General features: G+C 67.9%; 18 protein-coding genes and 1 pseudogene. 11 read left to right on the top strand and 8 right to left on the bottom strand.

All coding sequences use genetic code 11. From position 1 onward, the window contains the following. From PCQ86_RS06410 to surE, 6 genes are all read right to left on the bottom strand, one after another. The gene (locus PCQ86_RS06410; RefSeq protein ID WP_270175124.1) at positions 1-1341 is read right to left on the bottom strand and encodes a pseudouridine synthase; all 1341 of its coding nucleotides are present in this window, start codon (positions 1339-1341) and stop codon (positions 1-3) included. Beyond that, positions 1338-2042 carry an SMC-Scp complex subunit ScpB gene (gene scpB / locus PCQ86_RS06405; RefSeq protein WP_015912784.1) on the bottom strand — a complete coding sequence of 235 codons (705 nt, stop codon included), beginning with the start codon at positions 2040-2042 and terminating at the stop codon, positions 1338-1340. The genes PCQ86_RS06410 and scpB overlap by 4 nt, the downstream gene beginning before the upstream one ends. A 150-nt stretch (positions 2043-2192) precedes the next feature. Continuing rightward, a complete protein-coding gene (locus tag PCQ86_RS06400) occupies positions 2193-3197 on the bottom strand; it encodes an RluA family pseudouridine synthase (protein ID WP_270175123.1) in 1005 nt (334 codons plus the stop codon). A gap of 14 nt (positions 3198-3211) precedes the next feature. Next, positions 3212-4123: a peptidoglycan DD-metalloendopeptidase family protein gene (locus tag PCQ86_RS06395; RefSeq protein ID WP_270175122.1), complete on the bottom strand. Its 912-nt coding sequence runs from the start codon at positions 4121-4123 to the stop codon at positions 3212-3214. 11 nt (positions 4124-4134) lie between these two features. Next, positions 4135-4905 carry a protein-L-isoaspartate(D-aspartate) O-methyltransferase gene (locus PCQ86_RS06390; RefSeq protein WP_270175121.1) on the bottom strand — a complete coding sequence of 257 codons (771 nt, stop codon included), beginning with the start codon at positions 4903-4905 and terminating at the stop codon, positions 4135-4137. Next, positions 4905-5687 (bottom strand): 5'/3'-nucleotidase SurE, encoded by a 783-nt coding sequence (gene surE, locus PCQ86_RS06385; protein ID WP_047350873.1) that lies wholly within the window; start codon positions 5685-5687, stop codon positions 4905-4907. The genes PCQ86_RS06390 and surE overlap by 1 nt, the downstream gene beginning before the upstream one ends. Before the next feature lie 136 nt (positions 5688-5823). Between surE and PCQ86_RS06380 the strand changes: the two genes are divergently transcribed. The 7 genes from PCQ86_RS06380 (at position 5824) to PCQ86_RS06350 (ending at position 16475) form a co-directional block, all read left to right on the top strand. Next, positions 5824-6798, top strand: coding sequence for an NADPH:quinone oxidoreductase family protein (locus tag PCQ86_RS06380; RefSeq protein ID WP_270175120.1), 975 nt, complete (start codon positions 5824-5826; stop codon positions 6796-6798). A gap of 93 nt (positions 6799-6891) precedes the next feature. Next, positions 6892-8415, top strand: coding sequence for a GGDEF domain-containing protein (locus PCQ86_RS06375; RefSeq protein WP_270175119.1), 1524 nt, complete (start codon positions 6892-6894; stop codon positions 8413-8415). A gap of 14 nt (positions 8416-8429) precedes the next feature. Continuing rightward, complete coding sequence (locus PCQ86_RS06370) at positions 8430-10034, top strand: alkaline phosphatase D family protein (protein ID WP_442874545.1); 1605 nt, start codon at positions 8430-8432, stop codon at positions 10032-10034. 69 nt (positions 10035-10103) lie between these two features. Beyond that, positions 10104-12758, top strand: coding sequence for a DNA mismatch repair protein MutS (mutS, locus tag PCQ86_RS06365; protein WP_270175118.1), 2655 nt, complete (start codon positions 10104-10106; stop codon positions 12756-12758). A 166-nt stretch (positions 12759-12924) separates the two neighbouring features. Beyond that, positions 12925-13752: a proteasome-type protease gene (locus tag PCQ86_RS06360; protein WP_011804588.1), complete on the top strand. Its 828-nt coding sequence runs from the start codon at positions 12925-12927 to the stop codon at positions 13750-13752. An 8-nt stretch (positions 13753-13760) separates the two neighbouring features. Next, a complete protein-coding gene (locus tag PCQ86_RS06355; protein ID WP_088888586.1) occupies positions 13761-14576 on the top strand; it encodes an alpha/beta fold hydrolase in 816 nt (271 codons plus the stop codon). A 108-nt stretch (positions 14577-14684) separates the two neighbouring features. Further along, positions 14685-16475, top strand: a complete 1791-nt coding sequence (locus PCQ86_RS06350; RefSeq protein WP_270175117.1) for a diguanylate cyclase — start codon at positions 14685-14687, stop codon at positions 16473-16475. Positions 16476-16480: 5 nt separating this feature from the next. On the opposite strand, the gene PCQ86_RS06345 is transcribed toward PCQ86_RS06350, so the two are convergent. After that, on the bottom strand, positions 16481-17305 hold the full coding sequence (locus PCQ86_RS06345) for an undecaprenyl-diphosphate phosphatase (RefSeq protein ID WP_172206575.1): 825 nt from the start codon (positions 17303-17305) through the stop codon (positions 16481-16483). Between the two features lie 232 nt (positions 17306-17537). Here PCQ86_RS06345 and PCQ86_RS06340 point away from each other — a divergent pair, with 232 nt between their 5' ends. The 4 genes and pseudogenes from PCQ86_RS06340 (at position 17538) to PCQ86_RS06325 (ending at position 21121) form a co-directional block, all read left to right on the top strand. Then, positions 17538-17858 (top strand): 2TM domain-containing protein, encoded by a 321-nt coding sequence (locus PCQ86_RS06340; protein ID WP_270175116.1) that lies wholly within the window; start codon positions 17538-17540, stop codon positions 17856-17858. Between the two features lie 43 nt (positions 17859-17901). Then, positions 17902-19008, top strand: a pseudogene (locus tag PCQ86_RS06335) (sensor histidine kinase). Next, on the top strand, positions 18968-19798 hold the full coding sequence (locus PCQ86_RS06330) for a LytR/AlgR family response regulator transcription factor (RefSeq protein WP_270175114.1): 831 nt from the start codon (positions 18968-18970) through the stop codon (positions 19796-19798). The pseudogene PCQ86_RS06335 and the gene PCQ86_RS06330 overlap by 41 nt, the downstream one beginning before the upstream one ends. A 60-nt stretch (positions 19799-19858) precedes the next feature. After that, a complete protein-coding gene (locus PCQ86_RS06325; protein ID WP_270175113.1) occupies positions 19859-21121 on the top strand; it encodes an MFS transporter in 1263 nt (420 codons plus the stop codon). An 87-nt stretch (positions 21122-21208) separates the two neighbouring features. Here PCQ86_RS06325 and PCQ86_RS06320 read toward each other — a convergent pair whose 3' ends face one another. Beyond that, positions 21209-22453: an FAD-dependent monooxygenase gene (locus PCQ86_RS06320; RefSeq protein WP_270175112.1), complete on the bottom strand. Its 1245-nt coding sequence runs from the start codon at positions 22451-22453 to the stop codon at positions 21209-21211. Positions 22454-22462 lie beyond the last annotated feature (9 nt).

The raw sequence follows: 22462 nt of genomic DNA, 5'->3' as shown, positions 1-22462 counted from the left end.
CTACCGTCCGCCGCGGCGCGGCCCGTTGTTGCGTTGCTGTTGGCGATGGCGCGAGAAACTGTCGGCCCCGATATAGCCAAGCGACGTCTTCATCGGGTCCGGCTGGGCATTCGGTGAGGGCGGTCGCCCCGCACGCCCCCCCGTCTTGTCACGCCCACTGCCAGATGCCTTGCCCGGCCCCGCGGATCGACGATCGCCTTTGCGGCCGCCCCTGCCCTGGCCACTAGTGGGGCGCGCACCACCATCCAGCGTTGCACCTGCCGCCTGCATCAGGGCACGAATGTCGCGCTCATCAAGCTCCAGCCATGCCCCGCGCTTGAGCCCGCGCGGCAGCATCATGGCCCCATAGCGAATCCGAATCAGCCGGCTCACCGCATGCCCTACCGCCTCGAACATACGGCGGACCTCGCGGTTACGGCCTTCAGAGATGGTGACCCGGTACCAACAGTTGGCGCCCTCGCCGCCGCCGTCTTCCACGGAGCCAAAGGAAGCCATGCCATCCTCCAGCGGCACGCCTTCCAGCAAGCGCTGCTTTTCCTCGGTGCTCAACGCACCCAGCACGCGGACCGCATATTCACGCTCCAGCCCGAAGCGGGGGTGCATCAACTTGTTCGCAAGCTCCCCCGAACTGGTAAATAGCAACAAACCTTCGGTATTCAGGTCCAGTCGCCCGACGGATTGCCATTTGCCCTGCTGCAGCCGGGGGAGTTTGCGAAACACCGTGGGGCGGTTTTGCGGATCGTCATGCGTGACCACTTCGCCCACCGGCTTGTGGTATGCAATCACGCGTACCGGCGGTGGTGCAATACGGAAGCGGATGGGTTTGCCGTTGACCTTTATCTGGTCCCCAAACTGCACGCGCTGCCCGATATGGGCCGGCTCGTTGTTGACGGAAATACGACCTTCCAGGATGAGCTGCTCCATTTCCAGCCGAGACCCCATGCCCGCCTGGGCGAGCACCTTGTGCAGTTTGGGGGTTTCTGGCTGGGGAAGCAGCACCCGCTTGGCGGGGGCGAGCTCGGCGTTGGCTTCATCCTCGTCGAACTGACCCGACACCACGTCGGCAAACTGATAGCCATCACCCTTCGGCGCGCGCTTGGCAGCATGGCCGCTGGACTGTCGTGGCACCTCAACAGCAGCGCCTTGCTCATGCACTTCCTGCATTTTCACGTCCGATTGGGCACCGTCAGCACCACTCAGTTGCGGCACTGCCGCATCCTCCTGAAGCGCGCCTTCCGCAGACTTGCGCTTGCGGGGCCTGCGCGGCGCAGCAGCCTCCGATGCGGGCGAAGTCGAGTGGCCCGCCATGGAGTCCGGATCCTTGTGAGATTCATCATTCATATGTCAATGTCCCGTGGCCCCTCTTCGGCACCACTGTGTGTCGCGCCCACTACCAGATCAGGGGCATCTTCAATATCTACTTCGTCTACGGCCGGCACCTGCACGCCGTCCTCAGGTACCCCTGCAGTGTCTTCGCTCTGCGGTGCCCCCTGAATGGCGCCCAGCGCTTCAAACATGCTGACCTGCACGCCGGGGTCTTCGAGCGTAGGCAGTTGATCCAGTGATTGCAGTCCTAAATCGTCCAGGAACTGCCGTGTGGTAGCAAACAACGCAGGCCGGCCCACTGTCTCGCGGTGGCCAATGACCTCCACCCAGCCGCGGTCCTCCAGTTGTTTGATGATGAGGCTGTTGACCGTCACCCCACGGATGTCTTCGATGTCCCCGCGGGTCACGGGCTGCCGGTACGCAATGATGGCCAGCGTCTCCAGCGTCGCTCGCGTGTAGCGGGGCGGCTTTTCAGGATGCAGCCGGTCCAGAAATTCGCGCATCTCGGGCCGGCTCTGGAAACGCCAACCTGTGGCCACTTGTACCAACTCCACCCCTCGCAAGGCCCAGTCCTGCTGCAGTTCCAGCAGCAGCATCTTTACTGTATCGGAACCCAGCGCGTCATCGAACAATGTCCGCAAGTCACGGATCGATACAGGCTGCGGGGCACAGATCAACGCGGTTTCAAGAACCCGTTTGGCGTCCACCGAATTCATGGTCCAACAGTCCCTGGAAAGGCAGCCTCGCATCAAACGGGAGGCTGCGCCTTGGGTTGGAGATATTGCGGCGCAGAAAGCAGAGCGTGGCAATGCGCCTTCACGGGGCCGGTAGCTCATGCTGGCCGGCGGTTCACGGCAGAACAGCCGTCAGGGGCGATTGTAGCGCAGCCCCCAAAAATCCAGCGCCTGCGCCATGTCTTCCGGCAGCGGCGCGTGGAACTCCAGGGGAGCGCCAGTGACCGGGTGCATAAACGCCAGCCGGAATGCATGCAGCGCCTGTCGATGCATGGGCCCGGCCATCGCGCCGCCGTACAGTACATCTGCCACCAAGGGATGACGCATGGATGCCATATGCACGCGGATCTGGTGCGTTCGCCCCGTGTGCAGCGTGCAACGCACGAGGCACACCTCCTCGTTGGCATCTATCAGGTCGAAATCGGTGCGGGCTTCCTTGCCTGGATGCTGTGCTAGATCGACCACCGCCATCCGCAGGCGATTGCGCGGGTCACGACCGATCGGGGCATGCACCGATCGATGTGCGGCCCCCGTCCAGCCGCCCCACCCCAGCGCCACATACTGGCGGCTGACCTCGCGCGCAGCGATCATGCGGACGAGTGCATCCATGGCCGACCGGCTGCGCGCAACGACCATGAGGCCACTGGTGTCCTTGTCCAGTCGATGGACGATGCCCGCACGCGGCACCTGCATCGCCTGCGCATCCCGGCCAAGCAAGGCGTTCAGCAACGTGCCGCTCCAATTGCCGGGCGCGGGATGCACCACCAGCCCCGCAGGCTTGTGGATCACGAGGATGTGCTCATCCTCATACACCACATCCAATGGCCATTGCTCGGGCCGAAAAGCCTGGCTCTGCTGCGTAGGGCGCATCTCGACCGCGATGCGGTCCCCGGCCTTGACCCTGGACGCGGGCTTCTGTACCTCCCGCCCATTCAGGCGTATGCAGCCCTGGAGCAGCAACTGCTGTAGATAACTGCGGGAAAACTCTGGGACCAGTTCCGCGAGTGCCTTGTCCAGCCGCTGAGCATGCTGCTCGGCGCCCACGACGACCTCCCGCAGTTCCGCCTCAAACTCGTCCGCCTGACTCCCACCTGTCTCTGCCGGATCAGCATCCTCCAGCCAGGACGCCTCTCCCATGGAAGCCGGCGCGCTCAACGGGAGGGGAGGTAGCGGGCGGGGTCCACGGGCTTGCCCTGGCGCCGGATTTCGAAATGCAGTTTCACACGATCCGCGTCGGTGCTTCCCATCTCGGCAATCTTTTGCCCCCGGCGCACGTTCTGGTCTTCCTTCACCAGCAGCGTCTGGTTGTGCGCATAGGCCGTGAGATAGGTGTTGTTGTGTTTCAAGATCACCAGGTTGCCATAGCCGCGAAGCCCAGCCCCGGCGTACACCACACGCCCATCGGCAGCGGCGAGCACCGGATCGCCTGCCTTACCGCCGATGTCGTAGCCTTTGTTACGCACCTCGTCGAATCCCGCCAACAGGCTGCCCGACGAGGGCCAGATGAAGTTGACGTCATCTGTTGCCGCAGCAGCGGCGGGCGCGGTGGCCACCGCTGGCGCGCTGGGTGCCGCTGCCGGCGCCACCGCGGCCGGTGTAGACGCCGCCGACGCCGACGGCTTGGGTGCGCTCGCAGCCGATGCTGCAGCCAAGGGCGAAGACGTGACGGGGCGGGTGACCACACCGGTGTCAGATGCCACCGCAGTCGCCGCAGCCGCAGCAGGGGGCACCACACGCAGCACCTGGCCCACCTCGATCAGGTTGGCGTTTTCCAGGTTGTTCCAGCGCGCGATGTCTTTCCAACTTTGCCCGTTTTCCAGGCCAATGCGAATCAGCGTGTCGCCTGGCTTCACGGTGTAGTAGCCAGGCTTGCCCGCGTTTTCAGCACCAGGCAAGGGCTTGACCTCAGGCACGGCCCCGGCGGGCCCCGTCGTGCCGCTGCTCGCGGCAAAGGTGCCGCGATCTTCCACGGGAGCCCTGTTGATCGGGGTGCTGCACCCCGCCAGCAAACCGCCAGCCAGCACGGCAACTCCCCAAACCACAAGACTACGCGATACCAACATAAGCAAATCCTTCAGGCGATCCCCGATTTTAGGGGGACGAAATGCACGGCTTCCAGAATGCCCTGCTTCAAGCCTTGCGCAGTTTTATCAACGACCAGCAGCATCTGCTGGCCGTCGGCGCCCGCCAGTGGGGCGACCAGCCGGCCACCCACGGCAAGTTGCTCGCACCACGCGGCGGGAAGGCTATCGCCCCCCGCCGCGGCAATGATGCCCGCATAGGGCGCGCCGCTGGGGTAACCCAGCATTCCGTCGCCCAGGATCAGGTGCACATTGGCCAGGCGCAGGGGGCGCAAGTGGTCTCGCGCCTTTTCATGCAACGCGCGCAAGCGTTCAACGGTATACACCTCGCGCGAGACACGCGACAGCACCGCTGCCTGATAGCCGCAGCCCGTGCCGATCTCCAGTACCCGGCCCATTCCATTTCCGCGCGCGCACTCGGCCCCTAGCAACAATTCGATCATGCGTGCTACCACGCTGGGTTTGGAAATGGTCTGACCCAGTCCGATGGGCAGACTGGTGTCCTCATAGGCTTGGTTGGCCAAGGCGGTGTCGACAAAACGATGCCGCTCAATCATTCCCATGGCCTGAAGAACCGCCCCCGCCGAGATACCCGAGGCTGCGAGTCGCTGCACCATGCGTGCGCGCACGGCAGCGGAGTCCAGCCCCACGCCGTGCGGCGTGGGCGGCTGCACCTCGCGGCGCGCGCCTACCGGTGGCGCCGCGGTGGGTTTGCCGGGTGGGCGCCAGTCGATCCGCGCAGGAAAACCTGGCCGCCGCTGCATCAAGCCACCTCGCCGGACGCCTGCGCGGGTACGAGACGGGCCAGAGTCTGCGCCCAATACCCCAGTCCGTCGTAATCGGTCAGGTCCACCTTCAATGGCGTGACGGATACATGGCCGTGCGCCGTGGCATGAAAATCGGTGCCCTCCGCCGCGTCCTTGGCGGCGCCAGCGCCACCGATCCAGTACATCAGCTCCCCACGCGGGCTCTGCTGCTCAATGACACGCTCTGCCGCATGGCGCCGGCCCAGGCGGCACATGCGCAAGGGCCGCAATGCGTCATACGGCATATTGGGAATGTTGACATTCAACAGCCAGGGGGCTTCGCCGACCAGGTTTTGGCGATCCATCTGCTGAACGATCTCGCGCGCCTTGCGCGCAGCCGACTCGATCTCGCCCCACCCCTTGTCCACCTGCGAAAAGGCGATGGACGGGATCCCGAAAAGATAGCCTTCCATCGCAGCACCCACCGTGCCGGAATAAATTGTGTCGTCGCCCATGTTGGCGCCGTTGTTGATGCCTGAGACCACCAGATCGGGCCGGTAACCCAGCAGGCCCGTCAGCGCAATGTGCACGCAATCGGCAGGCGTGCCATTGACATAGCGAAAGCCGTTGTGCGCGGTTTGCACATACAACGGCGAATGCAGCGTCAGGGCGTTCGACTTCGCGCTATTGTTGTGTTCGGGAGCCACCACTTCCACATCAGCAATGGTCTTAAGGGCGTCATGCAGCGCCACGATGCCAGGCGCCTGGTAGCCGTCGTCGTTGGAGATGAGGATTTTCATGGTCTGGAAGGCGGAACGGCTGGCATTGTAGGAGCGCGCACACGCGCTGTCGCTGGTCACGCAAGGGACAACCCAGCCTCCGAGGCGGCCCCTATGATGCCCGCCCAACAGATTCGTACCGACCAAGGAGACATTCATGCACGCCTGGCTCTGCACCAACCCCACTGGCGTCGAGGCCCTGGCCTGGACAGAACTGCCCGACCCGGCTCCCAAGGCGGGCGAGGTCCTCGTCGAGATCCGCGCGGCAAGCCTGAATTTTCCCGACCTGCTGATGGTGCAGAACAAGTACCAGATCAAGCCACCCCTGCCTTTCGTGCCCGGCTCGGAGTTCGCGGGCGTCGTGCAGGCCGTGGGCGACGGCGTCACCCATCTGCAGGTGGGTCAAAACGTGGCCTGCCTTAGCGGCACGGGTGGTTTCGCCACGCACACCATCGCCCCGGCCGCACGCTGTATACCCCTGCCGGACGGCTTTGGCCATGTGGATGCGGCGGCATTCATCATGACTTATGCAACCTCCTACCACGCCCTGCTGGACCGGGGCCAGCTCCAGGCAGGCGAAACCGTGCTGGTGCTGGGCGCGGCTGGCGGCGTGGGCACCGCCGCGATTCAGATCGCCAAGGCCAAGGGAGCGCGCGTGATCGCCGCCGCCTCCACGGACGAAAAATGCGACGTGTGCCTGAAGCTGGGGGCCGATGCCGTGATCAATTACAGCGTGGAGGACCTGCGCGACGCCGCCAAGTCACTGACCGACGGGCGGGGACCGGACGTCATCTACGACCCGGTGGGCGGCACACTGGCAGAGCCCGCATTTCGCTCCATCGCCTGGCGAGGCCGCTATCTGGTGGTCGGCTTCGCATCGGGCCCCATCCCTTCATTGCCGTTGAATCTGCCACTGCTCAAGGGTGCTTCTGTCGTCGGCGTGTTCTGGGGCGAATTCGCCAAGCGCGAGCCCCAGGCCAATGCTTCGATGATGGGCACCCTGCTCCAGTGGTATGCGCAGGGCAAGATCAGGCCAGCCATCGACCGAACCATGCCCATGTCACAGCTACCCGCCGCGTTTGCCCACATGGGCGCACGTGCGGTGATCGGCAAACTGGTTCTGGTCAACTGACACGCTTTACACATGGCTTGACCCGGCCTGCTATCCAAGCGGGCTGCACTCTGTCACACTTTTGGTTGTTTGCATCTTCCTGCGTCCCTGCAGATGGCCTCCGCAAAATCCCCTTCTGAAATTGCCCGCGAGACGCTCAAGCTACTCGCTACGCGCCGGCTTCCTCCCACGCCCGACCACTACCAGGCCCTCTATGACGAAGTGGCCGGCACCACCAGCGCGCCGGCGTTTCCCAGCGCCCAGCTGCGGCAGATCTCGCGGGTGATCCCCGGCCAGACCCCGGCGCAGAAGCGGTTGCTGGGCCTGTTGGAAACCGCCATCACCCAGCAGGACTGGGGCGTTTTGCAAAACGTGTTGGTGGGATACGCCAACCTGGGACTCTCGCCCGTGGCCGCACCCGAGCCCGCGAGCACCCGGATTGACCACCTGCCGCTGACACTGGCGCAGAATCTGGCGCGGCTGGTGGACAACACCCTGCCGGCGCTGGGCGAGGACGATGCCCGCGTGCATGAGCTGGCTGCGCAATTGAGCACCTTCCTGCGCGAGCCCGACCCACCCGTCTCCACCGCCGAGCTGATGCTCGGCAACTTCAGCTACCGGCTGTCTTTCGCGGCGGAAGACCAAGCCGCCATCCGGCGGAGCTTGCTCAGCCTGCTGCGCCTGGTGTTCGAGAACATTGCCGCCCTGAGCATGGACGACGAGTGGCTGCACGGCCAGGCCGAGGCGCTGCTTGCGGCCTCCACCCCGCCGCTCACGCTGCGCCGGCTGGACGACGTGCAGCGACGCCTCAAGGACGTCATCTTCAAGCAGACTGAGGCCAAGGAACGCACCGTTCACGCGCAGATGCAGATGAGCGAACTGCTGGCCACATTCATCGAGCGCCTGGCGCAGATGGATGAATCCAGCAGCGCCTACAACGCCAAGATGGAGGATTGCGCCGAGCGCATCAGCCAGGCCACGCAACTGCAGGACATCATGCCGCTGCTGGAGGAAGTCATGGCCGCCACGCGCGCCATGGCGCTGAGCAGCCGGGTGACGCGCGGCGAACTGCAGGAACTGCGCGAGCGCACCGAGGCCAAGCACGCCGAAATCGACCACCTGCGCCAGGAGCTGGACCGCGCGAGCGCCCAGGCGCGCCACGACCCGTTGACGGGCTCGCTCAACCGCAAGGGCTTTGCCGAGGCCATGGAGCGCGAGGTCGCGCGTGCGCGCCGCCAGGACGCGCCGCTGTGCGTGGCGCTGCTGGATGTGGACAACTTCAAGTCCATCAATGACCGCCTGGGCCACACCGCCGGCGACGCGGCACTGGTGCATCTGGCGCAGGTCACCCGCGAGGTGATGCGACCGCAGGACCAGCTGGCGCGCTATGGCGGCGAGGAATTCGTCATCATCCTGCCCGACACCGAACTGGCGGAAGGCGTGAAGGCCATGGAGCGCCTGCAACGCGAGCTGACCACGCGCTACTTCCTCAAAGACCACGAGCGGGTGCTCATCACCTTCAGCGCCGGTGTGGCCCAGGTGGAAGGCGAAGAAGGCAGCGCCGACGCGATCCGCCGCGCCGACCAGGGCATGTACCTGGCCAAGCGCACCGGCAAAAACCGCGTGGTTGCTGCCTGACGCCTGGACCCCTTGTGCGATGTCCCGTGCACCTACCTTCGCTTGACATCTCGCGCCGCACACTGCTGCGTCAGGCCGCCGGTGCCGGCATGGCCACGCAACTGCCCCGCTGGGCCTGGGCCCAGGCCGCCGTGCGGCACGACCCCTTTGGCCTGGGTGTGGCCAGTGGCGACCCCGTACACGACGGCGTGGTCCTCTGGACCCGCGTGCTTCCGCCCGCGGACCTGGCCGGCACCCACGCACCCTGGGCCGGCCCCCTGACCGTACGCTGGGAACTGGCCGACGACGCGCAGTTTCGCCACATCGTGCAGCAAGGCACGGCGATGGCGCTGCCTGAACTGGGCCACAGCGTGCATGTGGAGGTGGCCGGCCTGCGCCCCGACCGCTGGTACCACTACCGCTTCATGCTGGGTGACGCCACCAGCCCCGTCGGCCGCACCCGCACCGCACCCGCACCGGATGCGCTGCCCGGGCGCCTGCGAATGGTGTTCGCCTCCTGCCAGCGGTGGGAGCACGGCCACTACGCCGCCTGGCGGCATGCCTGCGCGGACCAGCCCGACTTGGTGCTGTTCCTGGGCGACTACATCTACGAATATCCCAGCCCACAGGACGCCACGGGCTTGGCCCGCGTGCACCCGCTGCGCCTGCCTCGCAACCTGCAGGACTACCGCGACCGCTACGCCCTGCACAAGAGCGACCCCGCCTTGCAGGCCGCGCACGCCTGCGCGCCGTGGGCGGTGACCTGGGACGACCACGAGGTACAGAACGATTACGCCGCTGGCCAGGGCCGGGGCGAGCGCGCCGAATGGCTGCCGCTGCGCAGCGCCGCGTGGCAGGCCTTCTATGAACACATGCCGCTGCGCGCATCCACGCTGGCGGGCTCCGGCTTCCATCAGTTGCAGATCCACCGCCGCCTGCTCTGGGGGCGCCTGGCGCGGCTGCACATGCTGGACACACGCCAGTACCGCGACCTGCAGGCCTGCCGCACGCCGGGCAAGGGTGCGACCGGCGCGGTGCGGCCCGACGCCTGCCCCGAAATCCTGGACGGCCACCGCAGCTTCCTCGGCTGGGAACAGGAGCAGTGGCTGCACGCGGGTTTGGCAGCCGATGCGCGCAACCAAGCTACGCGCTGGAGCGTACTGGCGCAGCAGACCCTGTTCTCGCCACGCCGCTACCCCTCGGGCCTGCAGTCCACCGACAGCTGGGACGGCTACCCCGCCGCACGCGACCGCCTGCTGCAGGCGCTGGCGCAGCACCCGCCGCGCAACACGGTGCTGCTGGGCGGCGACATCCACCAGAACTATGTTTGCAACGTGATGGCGCCACACGGGCCGCATGCCCACGGTGCGCCGCGCATCCTGGCCAGCGAGTTCTGCGGCACCTCGATCTCCTCGCGCGCCGGCACCACGCAGGAGAAGGTGGATGCCATCGCCCGCCACAACCCCCATGTACTGCTGGCCCGCTGTGAGGAGCGCGGCTACGGCCTGTGCGACCTCACGCCCACGCGCTGGACCACCACGCTGCGCGCCCTGCGCGACCCGCTGGATGCTGGCAGCGCCGCGTACACTCTGGCCCGGTTCGTGGTGGAAGATGGCCGCCCCGGCCCGCAGCCGGCCTAGGGCCCGCACCAATCCTGGCGCGTCGCGCGCCTTGCCACTTTCGTCCGCACCCAAGGAACACGCACGCAGATGACCGGGAAACCCGCGCCCACCCCGCGCCCCGACGAGGCCGACTTCTCGAACCACACGCCGATGATGGCGCAGTACCTGGCCCTGAAGGCGCAGCACCCCGACACGCTGCTGCTGTACCGCATGGGCGACTTCTACGAGCTTTTCTACGCCGATGCCGAGAAGGCCGCTCGCCTGCTGGACATCACCCTCACCCAACGCGGCCAGTCGGCCGGCCAGCCAGTGACCATGGCAGGCGTGCCCTTTCATGCGCTGGAGAACTACCTGGGCCGCCTCATCAAGATGGGCGAGTCGGTCGCCATTGCCGAGCAGGTGGGCGAAGTGGGCGCCGCCAAGGGCCCCGTGGAGCGCAAGGTGGTGCGCGTGGTCACCCCCGGGACGCTCACCGATAGCGAACTGTTGTCCGACAAGAGCGAGTCCACGCTGCTGGCCGTGCACCAGGGCGCGCGTGCGCGCTGCGGCCTGGCGTGGCTCTCCGTCACCCAGGGTGTGGTGCAGCTGGCCGAATGTGCACAGGCCGACGTGGGCACCTGGCTCGCACGCATTGCCCCCAGCGAGGTGATCTACAGCGCGGGCATCACCCAGCGCTTTGAAGAACAACTGACCCAGTTGCGCCAGGGCGGCGTGTTCACCTGCCCCATGAGCCTGCGGCCCGACTGGCAGTTCGATGGTGCCCTGGGCGAGCGCAAGCTGCTGGAGCAGCTCGGCGCGGCCAGCCTGCAGGCCTGGAATGCCGAGGGCCTGCCCCACGCCCACGCCGCCGCCGCCGCGCTGCTGCAGTACGCCGAGCACACGCAGGGCCGCGCACTCACCCATGTGCACGGCGTGCGCGTACAGCAAAGCGACGAACTGATCCACCTGCCCCTGGCCACGCGGCGCAACCTGGAACTGGTGAAGACCCTGCGCGGCGAGGACGCGCCCACGCTGTTCTCGCTGCTGGACACCTGCATGACCGGCATGGGCAGCCGCCTGCTCAAGACCTGGCTGCTGGAGCCGCGCCGCGACCGCAGCGACGCGCGCCAGCGCCTGGCGGCCACGGCCGCGCTGCGCGGCGCCGGCAGCGGCCAGGGCCCGTGGCAGCTCCTGCGCAGCGAACTGCGCGGCGTGAGCGACGTGGAGCGCATCACCGCGCGCATCGCGCTGCGGCAGGTGCGCCCGCGCGAGCTGGTGGCGCTGGGCAAGACGCTACAAAAAGCAGAGCTGCTCGCGCTTAACAGTCAAGCGACAGAGCCGTTTTTGGCCCAAATCTTCAGCCACCTGCAGCCCCCCGCTGAATGCGCTGCGCTGCTGCGCGCCGCCATCCTGGAGGAGCCCGCCGCCCTGGTGCGCGACGGCGGCGTGATCGCGCCGGGCTTCGATGCCGAGCTGGACGAGCTGCGCGGCATCCAGAACAACTGCGACGACTTCCTGCTCGATCTGGAGACGCGCGAGAAGGCACGCACCGGCATCCCCAACCTGCGCGTGCAGTTCAACAAGGTGCATGGCTTCTACATCGAGGTCACCAGCAGCCACGCGGACAAGGTGCCCGAAGACTACCGCCGCCGCCAGACACTGAAGAACGCGGAACGCTTCATCACCCCCGAGTTAAAGACCTTCGAGGACAAGGCACTGTCGGCCCAGGAACGCGGCCTCGCACGCGAGAAGTGGCTGTACGAGCAGGTGCTGGACCAGCTGCAGCCGCATGTGCCCCAGCTCACGCGGCTGGCGCAGGCGCTGGCCACGCTGGACGTGCTGTGCACGCTGGCCGAGCGCTCGCTCACGCTCAACTGGTGCGCACCGCAATTCGTCAACGAGCCCTGCATCGACATCGAGGCAGGCCGCCACCCCGTGGTGGAGGCCCGGCTGGCCGAAACATCGAGCGGCGCCTTCATCCCCAACCACACGCGCCTGCACGCCAACGCGCGCATGCAGATCATCACCGGCCCCAACATGGGCGGTAAGTCCACCTACATGCGGCAGGTCGCCCTGATCGTGCTGCTGGCGAGCATGGGCAGCCACGTGCCGGCCGCGGCCTGCCGGCTGGGCCCCATCGACGCGATCCACACCCGCATCGGCGCGGCCGACGATCTGGCCAATGCCCAGTCCACCTTCATGCTGGAGATGACCGAGGCGGCGCAGATCCTGCACGCCGCCACGCCGCACAGCCTGGTGCTGATGGACGAGATCGGCCGCGGCACCAGCACCTTCGACGGGTTGGCGCTGGCCAGCGGCATCGCCACCCATCTGCATGACAAGACCCGCGCGTTCACGCTGTTCGCCACGCATTACTTCGAGCTGACCGAACTGGCGGCGCGCCACCCGCACGCGGTGAACGTGCACGTGGGCGCCACCGAGTCCGGCCACGACATCGTCTTCCTGCACGAGATCCAGCCCGGCCCCGCCAGCCGCAGCTACGGCATCCAGGTGGCGAAGCTGGCGGGGGTGCCCGCCGCCGTGCTGCACCACGCGCGCCACACGCTCGCCGCGCTGGAAGAACGCGCGGGCGAGGATGAGCTGCAGGTGGACCTGTTCGCTCCGCCGCCCGCGCCCGAAGTGGCGACCGTGAGCCCCGTGGAGTCCGCCCTGGCGCAGATCCACCCGGACCAGCTGTCGCCCCGCGAGGCGCTGGACGCGCTCTACCAGCTCAAGCGGCTGAGCACGCCCGGTTTTGAATAAAATAAGGCTCTAGCGCTTACCAGTAAAGCGCTAGCAGCTATGTTTATGGTAGCAAATACAACCTCATGAGCATGCCCGCCCTGCGCCCGCCGCAGCGCCGCAGCCGCGACACGGCCGCCCGGCAAAGCGCCCTACACTCGCCCTCTTCGCCTTCACTGCCCATCCCATGACGTACTGCGTCGCCATCAAGCTCAACGCCGGCCTGGTGTTCCTGTCCGACTCGCGCACCAACGCCGGGCTGGACCAGATCAGTTCCTTTCGCAAGATGATGGTCTACGAGCAGGCCGGCGACCGCTTCATGGTGCTGCTGTCGGCCGGCAACCTGAGCATCTCGCAGTCGGTGCGCGAAATCCTGCAGGTCGAGCAGATCCAGGAGCCCGGCGACAGCACGCCCATCACGCTGTGGAACGCCACCAGCATGTTCGACGTGGCGCGCGTGCTGGGCGCGGCGGTGCGCCGCGTGTACGAGCGCGACGGCGCCGCACTGCAGCGCGCGGGGGTGGACTTCAACGTCTCCCTGCTGCTGGGCGGCCAAATCAAGGGCGAGGGCATGCGCCTGTTCCAGGTGTATTCGGCAGGCAACTTCATCGAGGCCACGGCCGAGACGCCGTACTTCCAGGTGGGCGAGTCCAAGTACGGCAAGCCCGTGCTGGACCGCGTGATCACGCCCGACACGCCGCTGAGCGAGGCGGCCAAGTGCGCGCTGGTGTCCATGGACAGCACGCTCAAGTCCAACCTCTCGGTCGGCCTGCCGCTGGACCTCGTGGTGTACGAGGAGGGGCGCCTCGCCACCGACAAGATCGTGTGCATCGACGAGCACAACCCCTACTTCCGCATGCTGCACGACAGCTGGGGCGAGAAGCTGCGCCAGGTGTTCGACAGCATCGAGGATCCGGCATGGAACGGCGGCGTGACCGAAGTGCCCATCCGCGTGGAGCCCCTGCGCAGCCGGCCCATCAAGAAGATCACCACACCGCGCGACAAGCTCGTGTGAACCGTTCCATGGCCTGCATCGTTTTCTCCCACGCCAACAGTTTCCCCGCCGGCACCTACCGCGTGCTGTTCGATGAACTGCGCGAGCGCGGCTTTCGCGTCAGCGCCATCGAACGCTATGGCCACGACGAGAAATACCCCGTCAGCAACAACTGGCCCCACCTGGTGCAGCACCTGGCGGACTTTGCCGCCGAGCAGCAGCAGCGCAGCGGAGAGCAGGCCTTCCTGGTGGGCCATTCGCTCGGGGGCTTCCTGAGCGTGATGGCCGCCGCGCGCCACCCCGAGCTGGCACGGGGCGTGGTGCTGATCGACTCGCCCCTCATCGGCGGCTGGCGCGCCAGTGCCCTGGGGGTCGCCAAGCAGACGCAGGTGGTGGGCGCCGTCTCGCCCGGGCGCGTGAGCCGCGCGCGGCGCAACAGCTGGTCCAGCAACGAGGAGGCGCTGGAGCACTTTCGCCGCAAGAAGGCCTTCGCCCACTGGGACCCGCGCGTGCTGCGGGACTACGTGACACACGGCCTGCAGGACCAGGACGGCAAGCGCGTGCTGGCCTTTGACCGCGCGGTGGAAACCCAGATCTACAACACCCTGCCCCACAACCTGGCCCGGCTGCTGCACGCGCATCCGCTGCGCTGCCCGGCCGCCTTCATCGGCGGGCGCGATTCCGCCGAGATGCGCCAGGTGGGCATGGCGATGACCCAGCGCATCACCCAGGGCCGCGTGACGATGCTGGACGGCAGTCACCTCTTTCCCATGGAGCAGCCCCGCGCCACGGCCGCGGCGATCGAGGCCGCGCTGCTGAACCTGGCCCACATCGCGGATTCCTGACACGCGCAGCCCGCGGCAGCCCGCGGCAGCCCGCGGCGACTCGCCCTCTATCCGCTCACACCGCAGTCGTTACGCGGTGATACATTTGAACCTCCTGCGGAGGGTGCGATGCGGCTCTTGCTGTTGCTCTGGTGCGGAATCTTGCCTGGCGGCGTGCGGCTGCGCGCGGTGCTGGGCGGAATGCTGTGCCTGCTCGGCGCACTGCACCCCGGCCCGGCGCAGGCCTGCAGAGCCACGGTGCTGGAGCCAGGCAGGGGCCCCGTGGATCTGTGGGCCCACCTGTGCATGCGCTCTGACCCCAAGCTGGCACGCACGGTGCAGGAGATGCTGGCCACGCCCACGGAGTTCGCGGCACCTGCGACGCGCAGCGGTTCACTGGGCGTGCGCCCGGATGCCGTGTGGCTGAAGGCGACACTGGTCCCCCAGGCGCGCGCAGGGCCCTGGGTCATCAATGTGGACTTCCCCCTGCTGAACGAACTCGACGTCTATCTGGTGGCGGACGGCGAGGTGCTGCAGCATCACGCCCTGGGCAACCTGCAGCAGCCCAGCCCCCACGCGCTGGATTGGCGCACCCCCGCGGTGGTTCTGGCGCTGGAGCACGAACGCACTTACGAGCTGCTGGTGCGCGTGCGCACGCTGGGCGGAATGATTGTCCCGCTGCGCATCGGCACCTGGCGAGACATGGCTGCGCCCATGCTGCGCGAGCAGATGCTGCAGGGCCTGTTCGTGGGCCTGGCGCTGTGTCTGTTCATCTACGGTCTGCTGCAGGCCGTTGCGCTACGGGAAAAGGTGTTCGCCTACTACGCGCTGCTGGTGCTGGGCAGCGCGGGGTTTTCCATACATTTCTTTGGCATCGGCACCCTGTTCATCTGGGGGCACCACCCCTGGATGCAGCAGCACGCCGGCCCGCTGTTCGTCTGCATTGCGGTGATCGGCGCCTTCCTGTTCATGGGGCACTCGCTGGCGCGCGACAACCGGCCCGGTCGATTTCTGCGCACCATGCAGGGAGGAGCCGCGCTGTCCGTCCTGCTCTGCGCCGCGTTTCTGTCAAACGTTTTGAACACGCCCGCGACCCTCGCCACGCTGGCACTTCTGGGGCCGCTGCCGGCGTTGATCAGCCTGCCCGTGGCCGCGCGGCGCATGCACGAGAACGCCCCCGTGAGGCACACACTGCTGCTCGCATGGCTGGTCTATATCGGCACCGCCGTCGCGCTCGCTCTGCTGGTGCATGGGGTGCTCCCCGCCCGGTTCTGGCCCATGCACCTCTTCCAGATCGCGGCCGTGGTCAACATGCTGCTGTTCATGCGCATGCTGGGCCTGCGCCACGCACGCCTGCGTGACGCAGTGCAGGACGCCAGCCGGGAGCGCGATGCGCTCATGTCGCTGGCCCGCACCGACCCCCTCACCGGCCTGCCCAACCGGCGCGGCCTGGACGCAGCCCTGGGCGCCGCGCTGCCCCACGCGCAAGCCGACCGGCTGCTGGCCGTGTTTATGCTGGACCTGGACGGCTTCAAACCCGTCAACGATCAGCATGGGCACGCCGTGGGCGACCGGCTGCTGGTGGCCGTGGCGCAGCGGCTGCGCGCCCATTTGCGCCACGCCGACCTGATCGCACGGCTGGGCGGGGACGAATTCGTCGTCATGGCACAGCAGCTGCCCAGCGTGATGCAGGCGCACGATCTCGGGATCGCACTGCTGGAATCCTTCCTGACGCCGTTTTACGTGCAGGGCGTCGAGATCCGCGTGGGGTTGACGATCGGCTACGCACTCGCGCCCGACGACGCCTGCGACGCCTGCACCCTCATCCGCCTGGCGGACGCCGCCATGTACAGCGGCAAGCAGCAGGGCAAGTTCTGCGTGCGCCGCAACAAGGGCGACCTGGCGCTGGCATCGTCCTGACGCGGCTATTCGGCCCAGGTCACCAGGCCGCTCCATGCCGTGGCCAGCACCACCAGGCCAAACGCGATGCGATACCAGGCGAACGGCACGAAGCTGTGCGAGCTGATGTAGCGCAGCAGCCAGCGCACGCACAGCCAGGCGCTGATGAACGAAAACACCAGTCCCACGGCAAACAGCGGAATGTCGGCCGCCGACAGCAGTGCGCGCTCCTTGTAGAGGCTGTAGACGCCTGCGCCGATCAGCGTGGGGATGGCGAGAAAGAACGAATAGTCGGTAGCCGCCTTGCGCGACAGCCCCAGCAGCATGCCGCCGATGATGGTGGCACCGCTGCGGCTGGTGCCGGGCACCATGGCCAGGCACTGCACCAGGCCGACCTTCAGCGCGTCCAGCGGCGTCATGTCGTCCACGGAATGGATGCGCACGGCGGCCTGCTGGCGCCGCTCGGCCCAGAGGATGACGAAGCCGCCCAGGATGAAGGTGCTGGCCACCACCACCGGCGTGAACAGATGCGCCTTGATGGCCTTGCCCAGCAACAGGCCCAGCAGCACGGCCGGGAGGAAGCCGATCAGCACGTTCAAGGCGAAACGACGCGCCTGCCGCTCGGTGGGCAACGCCACCAGCGTCGCGCGGATGCGCTGCCAATAGACCAGAATGACCGCGAAAATGGCGCCGGTCTGGATGGCGATGTCGAAGACCTTGGCCTTGGCATCGTCAAACCCGAGCAGCGACCCGGCCAGGATCAGGTGGCCGGTGGAAGAGATGGGGAGGAATTCGGTCAGCCCTTCGACCACGCCCATGATGGCGGCCTTGAGCAGCAAGAGAGTGTCCACGCAAGCGTCCTGACAGCGGAAAAGCAAAGCGCGGATTATCAGCCCCGTGCGGCGTGACACGGGTGTCACGCCCTGTGTCCTGCCGGGCCATACGCCAGAACGGCTCCGCTCGCGCCCGCCAGGCAACCGCCCGCGCCACGCGGCTGCCGTTCGTCGCAATGCACTGTTTGGTGGGCCCCCTCTCCTTGCACAGTACGGCAACGGGGTGCAGTACCCCGTCTGGAGACGCGCCATGCATCACTCTCTTCATTCCCCGAACCGCCCGGATACCCTCGACCGCCTGGCCCCGCGGCGCGCGGGTGCCAAGCTGGGCTGGCTGTTGCACGCGGGCGTCTACCTCACCGTCCAGCTGGCGCTGGCGGGCCTGGCGCTGATGCTGGGGCGGACTTGGACGCCCTACCCCGCTCTCGGTTGGGGTCTGGGCCTGCTGCTGCATGGGGCGGTCGTGTGGCTGGCCCTGCCCGGAGCCCACTGGCGCGAAGCGCTTGTCGCACGCGAGCGGGCGGCGCTGGCACGCGAGCGCAGCGGCCACAACGACTCGGCACCGCAATGACGGGCCGGCCCTGCAGCACAATGACCCGTACCCCGCCTGTTCCATGAGCGTCAACCACCCCATCGCCTTCCTCTGCCGGCTGCTGACCACGGCGGCGTTCTGCTGTTTGGTGGCGCTGGGCGTCACGCTGGCGAGATCCACGCCCTGGGATGCGAACCTGGTGTATTCGCTCACCATCGGCCTGGTGAGCTGGTTCACGGTGGACCTGGGGCGCATGGCGCTCACACGCCACAGCGCCATTCCGTGGCCGCGGCGGCCATGGGGAGCGGTACTCATCTTTGCGGGCACGGCCATGGGCTTTGTCTCCGGCTCGGTGGTGGGACACCTGTACAACGGCGGCGCACTGGGCGACCTGGCCTGGCTGCGCGGGCACGAGGCCGTGTCCACCCTGGTCGTCACCATCGCGGCCAGCGCATCCATCTCGTTTTTCTTCCACAGCCGGGGCAAGGCGCGCTTTCTGCAGGCGCGCGTGGCCCAGGTACAGCGTGACGCGGCCGAGGCACGCCTGAAACTGCTGGAAACGCAGCTGGAGCCGCACATGATGTTCAACACCCTGGCCAACCTGCGCGTGCTGGTGGCCACGGATCCGCCGCGCGCCCAGGAGATGCTGGACCACTTCATCGCCTACCTGCGCGCCACCCTGGGCGCATCGCGCGCCGCGCTGCACCCATTGGCCGACGAGTTCGAGCGGCTGCAGGACTACCTGGCCCTCATGGCCGTACGCATGGGCCCGCGCCTGGACTACACCCTGGAACTGCCCGAGGCTTTGCGCAACGTGCCCGTCCCGCCCCTTCTGCTGCAGCCGCTGGTGGAGAACGCCATCCGCCACGGCCTGGAGCCACAGGTGCAGGGTGGCCACATCCACGTACAGGCCGCGCTACTGCAGGGCGGCACCCCGGCGGCGCGCGTGCAGCTGGCCGTGCGTGACACCGGCGCGGGCCTGCGCGACACACCACCCGCGGGCACCGCGGGCACGACCACCGCGCGCTTTGGCCTGCAGTAGGTGCGCGAGCGCCTCGCCACCCTGTACGGCGACGCTGGCACTCTCGAATTGATAGCTGCTAGCGCACAGGGCACGGCCTGCATCATCACTTTTCCCTTGAAGCACCATGCACTCGACATTCCCCCGAGCCCTGATTGCCGAGGATGAGCCGCTGCTGGCCGCGGCCCTGCGCCATGAGCTGCAGCAGGCCTGGCCCGCCCTGGAGATCGCTGCGAGCGTGGGCGACGGTCTGAGCGCCGTGCGTGAGGCGCTGGCACTGCGCCCCGACGTGCTGCTGCTGGACATCCGCATGCCCGGCCAGAGCGGCCTGGAGGCGGCAGCAGAGCTGGCCGATGCCTGGCCCGATACCGCAGCCTTTCCCGCGCTGGTCTTCGTCACCGCCTACGACCAATACGCCGTACAGGCCTTTGAAGCCCAGGCGGTGGGCTACCTCCTCAAACCCGTGCAGCCCGCGCGGCTGCGCCAGACGGTGCAGCGGCTGCAGCAACTGCTGGCACAGCGCGGCGCCCCTGGCGCGCTGCCGGCGCTGGAGCAAGCGCTGACCCAGTTGCGCGCTTTGGCGCAGGCCCCAGGGCTGGGCGGATCGGTGCGGCCCCCAGCGGGCGGCGGCGCGCCACTGCGCATGATCCAGGCCAGCAGCGGCACGCAGATCCACCTCGTGCCTGTGCAGGAGGTCGTGTACTTCGAGGCGGCCGACAAGTACGTGCGTGTGCTCACCGCCGAGCGTGAATACCTGATCCGCACGCCACTCAAGGAACTGGCCGGGCAGCTCGATCCGGCCGACTTCTGGCAGGTGCACCGGGGCACGCTGGTACGTGCCGCCGCCATCGCCAGCGCCATACGCGACGAAGCGGGCCGGATGCATCTGCAGCTGCGGGGCAGGCCTGAGCGGCTGGCGGTGAGCCGACTGTATGCGCCGCTGTTCAAGGCCATGTAAGCGCGGGCCGGTGCGCACGGCGCCTGCACGCGCGCCGCGTCCGGTGTAGCCTCGGGCCCCATGCCCAACGCCCCCTCCGCCGCGCCGCTTCCACCCGCCCCCATCGCCATGGCGCCGCGCGCCGCCCTGCTGATGCTGGTGGCGCTGACCTCGGGCTTCGCATTGAGCTCGGCCTTTCGCACCGTGGCCGCCATCATGGCCGCGCCGCTGCAGGCGGACTTCGGGCTGTCGCCGCAAGCGCTGGGGGTATTCGCGGGCGCCTTCCATTTCGCCTTTGGCGCCATGCAGCTCTTCATGGGCATCGGCATCGACCTGTATGGCGTGCGCCGCACGATCCTGGCGGCGTTTCCGCTGTGTATCGCGGGGGCGCTGCTGTCGGCGCTGGCGCCGGGCTACGGCGCGCTGCTGCTGGGCCAGGCGCTGATCGGCGTGGGCTGCGCGCCGGCCTTCCTGGTGTGCACGGTGTTCATTGCACGGCATTTCGCGCCGCAGCGCTTCGCGGCGATGTCGGGCATGGCGATGGCGCTGGGTACGCTGGGCATGCTGTTCACCGGCACGCCGCTGGCCTGGCTGGTGCAGCAGTGGTCCTGGCGCGCGGGCTTCGTGGTGCTGGCGGCGCTGGCGCTGGCGGCTTGGCTGTGGATCTGGCGCAGCGTGCATGAGCCCGTCGCCGCGCCGGCGCAGCAGGAGGCCCCGCGCGAGTCCGTGCGCGAGGCGGTGCTGCGCTTCGCCGCGCTGTTCGCCGTGCCGCACACCTGGGGCATCGTGGTGCTGGGCGCGGTGACCTATGCGGCGCTCATCTCCCTGCGCGGCCTGTGGCTGGGGCCCATGCTGATCGAGCGCCACGGTTTCTCGCTGGTGCAAAGCGGCAACGTGGCGTTGGCCCTGTCGGTGGTGGCGCTGTGCGGGCCGATGCTGTTCGGCCGCATCGACCCCGGCCCCGCCCGGCGCCGCCGCTGGATCGTGGCCTGCACCCTGGCCATGGCGGTCCTGTTCGCGGCCATGGTACTGCCGCACTCCGCCCTGCTGGACGTCGCCTGCATGCTGGCCGTGGGGCTGCTGTCGGGCTTCATCGTGCTGCAGTACGCGGACGTGCGCGCGGCCTACCCGGCGGCGCTCACCGGGCGGGCCATGGCGGTGTTCACCATGGCCATGTTCCTGGGTGTGGCGGCCATGCAGTGGCTCACGGGGCTGGTGGCGTCCCTTGCCAAGCGCGGGGGGACGGACCCTTACCTGGCAGTGATGGCCAGCATCGCCGTGCTGCTCGCGTTGGCGGCGCTGGCGTTTCGGCTGCTGCCGCATCCGCCGCAGGGTGAAAGATAGCAGTCAAATCTGCCGTTATCGCTTACAGGATAAGCGCAAACAGCTATCAATTAAATAGCGTCACATGCCAACTGCCCCAGCGCACGTTCACAGCGAGCTGGCGCTGGAGCCGTCGCCCCGGTAGAGCCAGGGCACGTCCAGCAGCCGCTCTCCCAGCAGCCGCAACGCCGTGTCGCGCCCCCAGCGCACGAGGCCCGTGGCATGGAAGATGCGCCCGTTGCGCCGCGAGCGCTCCTGCACGCGCGCGTTGCGCTGCCAGCGGTTGAGCGCGTAACGGCGCAGGCGCAGCGGCACTTCCAGGTCGTGCATGGCCAGGGCGCGCTGCAGCTCGGCTGCGTCCTCGATGGCCATGCCGGCGCCTTGCGCCAGGTAGGGCCGCATGGGGTGCGCCGCGTCGCCCAGCAACGCCACCACCCCCTGCACCATCTCTTGCGGGCCGGCGACGGGCGGGCGGTCCAGCAGCGGCCACAGGCGCCAGCCACTGCCCGCCTGGGGCACGGCGCGAATCAAGTCCTGCAGCGGCGTGCAGGTGCGGGCCAGCGCGGCCTCCAGATCGGCCGCGTTGGCGCCATGGTCCCAGGAATCGAGGTCGGCCGGCGGCTGCCCGTGGCGGATGGCCACCACGTTCAGCAATTCGCCACGGCGCAGCGGGTACTGCACCACGTGCAGGCGCGGCCCCAGCCAGGCGGTCACCTGCTGGCTGCGCAGCGCCTGGGGCAGCGCGTCCTGGCGCACCACGGCGCGGTAGGCCAGGTGGCCGGAGACTCGCGTGGGCGTCTCACCCAGCAAACGCATGCGCGTGCCGCTGCGCAGGCCGTCGGCGCCGATGAGCGCATCGCCTTCGATCAGCAGATCTTGCGCACCGCCCTCGCTGTCGCTTCCCGGGCCGTGGCGCGTTACGCGCACGGTGACCACGCCACCGTCTTGCGCATGGTGCACGATGGAATGGCCCAGGTTCAGGTGCACACCAGTGCGCTCGCGCAATGCATCGAGCAGCAGGCCGTGCAGGTCCGCACGGTGGATGGTGGCGTAGGCGGCGCCGTAGCGCTCGATGGCGGTGTTGCCCAGGCGCAGCGCCGCCAACTCAGCGCCGGTGAGCGCACTGCGCACCTGCAGACGCTCGGGGAAGGCGGCCACGGCCTGCAGCGCGCTCTGCAGGCCCCAGGCCTGCAGCCGGCGCACCACGTTCGGGCCGATCTGCACGCCGGCGCCCACCTCGGTGAACTCCGCGGCACGCTCGAAGAGGCGCACTTCCCACCCGGCACGCGAGCTACCCAGGGCGGCAGCCAATCCTCCGATGCCACCGCCTGCGATTAAGACTTGTTTCTGCATGGACCGATT

Origin of the sequence: Diaphorobacter sp. ED-3, assembly GCF_027625375.1 — a bacterium.
Taxonomy (GTDB): domain Bacteria; phylum Pseudomonadota; class Gammaproteobacteria; order Burkholderiales; family Burkholderiaceae_C; genus Diaphorobacter; species Diaphorobacter nitroreducens.
Note: the sequence above shows the minus strand (reverse complement) of the source record. Positions and strands in the feature narration are given on the sequence as shown.

Bases quoted from the DNA above. Each gene is read 5' to 3' on its own strand.
- PCQ86_RS06320 (WP_270175112.1), bottom strand. From the start codon at position 22,453: ATGCAGAAACAAGTCTTAATCGCAGGCGGTGGCATCGGAGGATTGGCT.
- PCQ86_RS06330 (WP_270175114.1), top strand. From the start codon at position 18,968: ATGCACTCGACATTCCCCCGAGCCCTGATTGCCGAGGATGAGCCGCTG.
- mutS (WP_270175118.1), top strand. From the start codon at position 10,104: ATGACCGGGAAACCCGCGCCCACCCCGCGCCCCGACGAGGCCGACTTC.
- PCQ86_RS06380 (WP_270175120.1), top strand. From the start codon at position 5,824: ATGCACGCCTGGCTCTGCACCAACCCCACTGGCGTCGAGGCCCTGGCC.
- PCQ86_RS06325 (WP_270175113.1), top strand. From the start codon at position 19,859: ATGCCCAACGCCCCCTCCGCCGCGCCGCTTCCACCCGCCCCCATCGCC.
- scpB (WP_015912784.1), bottom strand. From the start codon at position 2,042: ATGAATTCGGTGGACGCCAAACGGGTTCTTGAAACCGCGTTGATCTGT.
- PCQ86_RS06400 (WP_270175123.1), bottom strand. From the start codon at position 3,197: ATGGGAGAGGCGTCCTGGCTGGAGGATGCTGATCCGGCAGAGACAGGT.
- PCQ86_RS06375 (WP_270175119.1), top strand. From the start codon at position 6,892: ATGGCCTCCGCAAAATCCCCTTCTGAAATTGCCCGCGAGACGCTCAAG.
- PCQ86_RS06390 (WP_270175121.1), bottom strand. From the start codon at position 4,905: ATGCAGCGGCGGCCAGGTTTTCCTGCGCGGATCGACTGGCGCCCACCC.
- surE (WP_047350873.1), bottom strand. From the start codon at position 5,687: ATGAAAATCCTCATCTCCAACGACGACGGCTACCAGGCGCCTGGCATC.
- PCQ86_RS06340 (WP_270175116.1), top strand. From the start codon at position 17,538: ATGCATCACTCTCTTCATTCCCCGAACCGCCCGGATACCCTCGACCGC.
- PCQ86_RS06410 (WP_270175124.1), bottom strand. From the start codon at position 1,341: ATGAATGATGAATCTCACAAGGATCCGGACTCCATGGCGGGCCACTCG.
- PCQ86_RS06360 (WP_011804588.1), top strand. From the start codon at position 12,925: ATGACGTACTGCGTCGCCATCAAGCTCAACGCCGGCCTGGTGTTCCTG.
- PCQ86_RS06395 (WP_270175122.1), bottom strand. From the start codon at position 4,123: ATGTTGGTATCGCGTAGTCTTGTGGTTTGGGGAGTTGCCGTGCTGGCT.
- PCQ86_RS06350 (WP_270175117.1), top strand. From the start codon at position 14,685: ATGCGGCTCTTGCTGTTGCTCTGGTGCGGAATCTTGCCTGGCGGCGTG.
- PCQ86_RS06355 (WP_088888586.1), top strand. From the start codon at position 13,761: ATGGCCTGCATCGTTTTCTCCCACGCCAACAGTTTCCCCGCCGGCACC.